Here is a 3,928-nt window from a genome sequence, read left to right on the forward strand (position 1 = left end):
AAAAATATGTCAACTTCATAAATATGTTGGTTTATCTAAGTACAAACATTGCTTGGGATATTTAGCAAAAATCAACCAAAAAAAAAAAAAAACAAGTCCCGAGGAAAAAGAACTTGTTTTTGATAAGTTGTTTAAAACAAAAAAGTTATGTTTAATAATTTAATTTTTATTAATTTTTTTACCAATACAGTTGGTAAGAGTGTTTAAAGTTAAATAAATAACACTAACGATCACGAAAGGAGTAATTGTATCATTAGTAAGAACAATATTACGTTGAGCACTCCATAATAAACTAGGTAATCCAATGATAGAAAATAAAGCTGTTTCTTTAAAATTAATAATTAGTTGATTCCAAACAAAAGGCATCGATCTTTTTAAAGTTTGTCTTAAAATAATATAACTGAAAACTTGTTTTTTTTTCATCCCTAAAGAATAGGCAGCTTCAAATTGCCCTTTATCTAAAAGTTTCATATTATTAAAGAAAACGCTAGTTAAAATAGTAGCATTATTGATTAAAATGATAATTAAAGCGGTATAAAAAGAACCTAAAGAATCTACTTTGAAAAAATTAAAATTAAGAACTAACAAATTATAAACTAAAATAACTTGAATAGAAATAGGAACCACTTTAAGAACATATATCAAACTATCTATTAAAACAGCAAAGATGTTTTTTATTTTAATAGATGTTTTGGCAGGCGATTCTACAGCAGCGTTGACTGATAACAACTTAATTTTGAAAAATAATAAAGATAATATAAAACCTAAAAGCAAGCCGTCAATAGCCAATAATAAAGAAATCAAAAAACTTTTATAATATGTTTTGAAAAAACTTGTTTTGGATTTGGTCGAATCGATAACCTTTTTATGTTTGTCAATTGCTGTCGGATGGTATTTGTCTTGATATGATGTTTTATCGAGATTTAAAACGTCTTTTAAAATGCCTTCTAATTCCTTTTTTAAATTTTCTCCTTTTGGACCTTTTTGCAAGAACATGACTAAAGGAGGGACTTTTATGTCAACAGGCAAACCTGTTAATTTGAAAGCTTTGAATTTATCACGTTGTTGATTGGCGATTAAATCTACTACCGGATATTCTAATAAAAGAACATCTGCTGTTCCGTTAGAAACTGACTCAGCACAATTCACCGCGTCCTCTTTTAAAGCTGTTTTTTTAGCTTTTGGCAAATAATGTTGTTTTTTCAAAGTATCGAAAAATTGAATATCATATATTGAACCGATAATAGTGGTTATCCTTTTCACTTCCTTTAAGTCGTTTAATTTTATTGCATCCTTTTTCTCTTTAAACAAAGGATCATCTTTTCTAACAAGAATACCTAAATCAGACTTATGATACTTAATAGATAACATTTGTTCTTTTCTTTCAGCTGTAACATTTAACATTCCGATAATAACGTCTACTGTACCCTGTTTAACAGCATTTAATATCCCAGGAAAAGAGAAAGTTCTAATAATCAAATTCCTATTCATTTTGTCGGCTATTTCTTTAAAAAATTCGATATCAGAACCACTGATAAAATCGCCATTAATAGTTTCATGACCGTTATCTTTATTGGTTCCGTCAAAAGCGAAAGGTGGAGCGTTATTAACAATTCCTAAAGTTAAAGTTTCTTTTCCATCTTTTTTAACACCATTAGGCATTAAGATATAAAAATTAAGCCAAACCAAAAGAATCGCTATTATTGTGCCGATGGAAATTTTTTCCAATTTTTTCATAAGATATTTTTTTAATATAAAAGTGTCCATAAAGTTACAATTATTCCTTCTGATCAATTTCATCTTTATTATTTAGTTTCTTTTGTTGAAAATAAAAAAATTAACTTAAACTAATAAAAGTTGAAAACAAGATATTCATTAATAAATTTGCCACTTAAATTAAATATTTGTTTTTCATCTTATTTTTCAATAGGATGGATTGTTATATTTCGATCGATTACTTTGTTCTTAATATTATTCTGTTGTCATAATTATTTGTTCCCAAATAATTAATGTTTAGTTTTTTGATTGATTAAATCCGTCATACCAACTAACATTAAATAAAACAAACTTATTAAAAGATAAGGGGTAATAGTGTCAAAAGTAATCGAAACTTGCCTTTGGGCCGCGAAAATAAGACTTACGACTCCGATTATTTGAAATAAAGCGGTTTCTTTCAAATTAATAATAAACTGGTTCCAAACAGAGGGAATCGTTCTTTTAAAAGTTTGTCCTAAAGTGATATAACGAAAAACTTGTTTTTGGTTCATTCCTAAAGAATAAGCAGCTTCTATTTGTCCATGATCTAAAAATTTAATATGGTTTAACATAATTTCTGTTAGATTAAAAGCTGTATTTAACATAATAACGATCAAACCGACTATCACTGGTCCTAAAGAACCTTTAAAAGATGGCATATTCACTAAAAAACTATAAAACAATAAAGCTTGAATTACTATGGGTATAGCTTTAAAAAAATTCATTAAAAAGTTAAAAATAACTGTTAATATTTTTTGCAGATAAATTAAACAAGTTTTTTGCCTTTTTATCCCTTCAGAAGAGTTTTTCCACATTGTTAATAATATAGCCAATAAAAAGCCTAAAAAAAGCCCGTCTATCGCTAATAATAAAGTAGTCAAAAAACCTTGTTTATAAGCCGGCAAGGATTGATATAAGTTAGACCAAAAAGAAGGACTTTTCGTAGACAAGTCAGAATTATTTTTAACATCCAAAAAAAATAAAACAGAATAATGTAACCAAATCAAAAATAACAAAAAAATAGTCAAAAAAATATTTTTTTTCCAATATGTTTTTATGTTTAAATCCATAAAATCTATCATTCCTTTTTTTCTTATTTTAAATATTCATAAACGCTTTATTTTTTGTTCATAATGCGTTTTTATTTCAAAGTACATAGTTATAGCATTAAAAAGTAGTTTTTAATTAAATGAGATCAAAATTCTTCAAAAAAAGATCTTATTTTAGGGTATTTATTAGTTTCAAAAATTTCTTTAGAAGAACCTTTTTCCACAATAACGCCGTTTTCCATAAAACAAATATTATGAGAAACTTTTTTAGCGAATTTCATTTCATGCGTAACTATAACTAGAGTAATTTCGTTTTGTTCAGCTAATTTTTTTAATATTTGCATTACTTCTTGAGAAGATTCGGGATCAAGAGCGGAAGTTGGTTCGTCCAATAAAATAACTTTTGGTTGCATACATAAAGTTCTAGCGATTGCGACTCTTTGTTTTTGTCCTCCAGAAAGCTGTTTCACATCTACATCAGCAAATTTTTCTAAACCTACTTCTTTTAGTTTTTGTAAAGCATTAGCTTTAGCTTGTTCTTTGCTCATTTTTAAAACTTTAACCGGCGCTAAACAACAATTCTCTAAAACAGTCTTTTCTTCGAATAAGTTAAAATTTTGAAAAACCATTCCTACTTGAGTGCGTAAATCAGATAAATTAACGTTCTTATCTAAGATGTTTTGTGAATTAATCAAAATTTCCCCTGAATCAGGTACTTCTAATAAATTTAAAGTTCTTAATAAAGTGGATTTACCAGAACCAGAATGACCTATAATAGTAAGTATTTCTTGGTGGCGAATATTTAAATTAATATTTTTTAAAATGTGTTTTCCGTCAAATGATTTATTTAAATTTTTAATTTCTATCATGTTTTTCATATCTTTTTTTCTCCTTTGTTTTTTATCTAAATTTCATATATTTCGAATTACTTTATGAAAGTATTTTTTTAACAAGAACGACCGTTTAAACATCAAAATGTTTTATTTTTTTTATTAAAAATGCATATTTTGGAAAAAAAGTTGTTTAGTTAAAGGTCTTGGTTAGATAAAAAAAAGAAAAAAAGATTAATATTTTATTAACTATATCAATTCTTTGTCATCATTTATGCAAAACCAAAAAATAAC

The 3,928-nt window shown here is 26.3% G+C and carries 3 protein-coding genes; all 3 read right to left on the minus strand.

The genetic code is table 11. The features are described from left to right. Positions 1-159 precede the first annotated feature (159 nt). Positions 160-1,767 carry an ABC transporter permease subunit gene (locus tag RI68_RS03240; RefSeq protein ID WP_017193795.1) on the minus strand — a complete coding sequence of 536 codons (1,608 nt, stop codon included), beginning with the start codon at positions 1,765-1,767 and terminating at the stop codon, positions 160-162. Positions 1,768-2,006: 239 nt separating this feature from the next. Continuing rightward, on the minus strand, positions 2,007-2,825 hold the full coding sequence (locus RI68_RS03245) for an amino acid ABC transporter permease (RefSeq protein ID WP_017193796.1): 819 nt from the start codon (positions 2,823-2,825) through the stop codon (positions 2,007-2,009). A 125-nt stretch (positions 2,826-2,950) separates the two neighbouring features. After that, the gene (locus tag RI68_RS03250) at positions 2,951-3,682 is read right to left on the minus strand and encodes an amino acid ABC transporter ATP-binding protein (protein WP_017193797.1); all 732 of its coding nucleotides are present in this window, start codon (positions 3,680-3,682) and stop codon (positions 2,951-2,953) included. Between the last annotated feature and the right edge of the window lie 246 nt (positions 3,683-3,928).

This window comes from Vaccinium witches'-broom phytoplasma str. VAC (assembly GCF_000309405.1).
In the GTDB taxonomy this organism is placed as follows: domain Bacteria; phylum Bacillota_I; class Bacilli_A; order Acholeplasmatales; family Acholeplasmataceae; genus Phytoplasma.